This is a genomic window from Candidatus Hydrogenedentota bacterium (genome assembly GCA_035450225.1).
Taxonomy (GTDB): Bacteria; Hydrogenedentota; Hydrogenedentia; order Hydrogenedentales; family SLHB01; genus DSVR01.
In genome coordinates this window covers 1-1,068 of record DAOTMJ010000121.1, presented here as the reverse complement: position 1 = coordinate 1,068, position 1,068 = coordinate 1, and the positions used below count along the sequence as shown (strand labels likewise).

Here is a 1,068-nt window from a genome sequence, read left to right as displayed (position 1 = left end):
CAGTTCGCCGCCGCAGCGGACGACGGACGCCGCCTCACGCTCGCGCGCGCCTTTGTCCGCGCAAAAGCGCTGAACCAACGAACCCTGTTGCGTCGGAACACCACAAGCGACATTGACGCCCCCCTTGCCGACATGCGCCGCCTGATCGCCCAGATCGACGCCTGCGCGGATGTTGACCAGCTTATGGGCGTCGAAGGCTCCATCGCCTCGCTCTATTTCGCCAATTTCGGCACCATGCTTACTGAAGGTCCGGCCCGTGGAAACTTCTCGCCGACATCGCGTAATCGCCGCCCTCCAAAGGATCCGGTCAACGCGATGCTCTCATTCGCGTACGCCCTGCTCGCCAAAGAGACGACGGTCGCCCTGCTCGCCGAAGGCCTGGACCCCTTCTGGGGGTTCCTGCACCGTCCGCGCCACGGGCGTCCCGCGCTGGCGCTCGACCTCATGGAAGAGTTCCGCCCCTTGGTCGCTGATTCATCGGTTCTTTCCGCCATCAACACCGGCATGGTGGCACTGCCCGATTTTGTCATCAGTCCCGCCGGCTGCGCCATGAACGACTCCGCGCGCAAAGCGCTGATCCGCGCCTATGAACTGCGTCTCGACCAGATGATCACCCACCCCGTGTTCGACTACCGCTGTTCATGGCGTTCCGTGATCCGCGTACAAGCGAAACTGCTTGCCAAAGTCCTTCGCGGCGAAATTCCGTCATACTCAGGCATCACCACACGCTGAAGGGTTCGTCATGCGCCGTTTTTATCTGATCTCATACGATATCCCGGACGACAGACGCCGTGCACGGGTCTTCAAACTCATGCGCGGCTGGGGCGAACGTGTGCAATATTCCGTCTTCTGCTGCCAGCTCAATCCCCGGGAAAGACTGGAGCTTATCGAGGCACTGAAAACGCGGATGAACGACAGCGAAGATCAAACCCTGATCGTTGAAGCCGGAACCGTGGAAGGCGAACGCCCCATTCCGGATATTGCCTACGTCGGCAAAGTCTGGCGTCCGGAGCAGCGCTCTCAGATTGTTTGACCCCTAGTTTCGAGCGGTCCGATGGTGTGGAAATC

2 protein-coding genes are annotated in these 1,068 nt (G+C 60.7%); both read left to right on the top strand.

Going from position 1 to position 1,068, the window contains the following annotated elements:
- Positions 1-732: CRISPR-associated endonuclease Cas1 (gene cas1, locus P5540_20020; GenBank protein HRT67102.1), on the top strand; the 732-nt coding region annotated here is incomplete at its 5' end.
- Between the two features lie 10 nt (positions 733-742).
- Positions 743-1,033: a CRISPR-associated endonuclease Cas2 gene (gene cas2, locus P5540_20015; protein ID HRT67101.1), complete on the top strand. Its 291-nt coding sequence runs from the start codon at positions 743-745 to the stop codon at positions 1,031-1,033.
- The last annotated feature ends 35 nt before the right edge of the window (positions 1,034-1,068 follow it).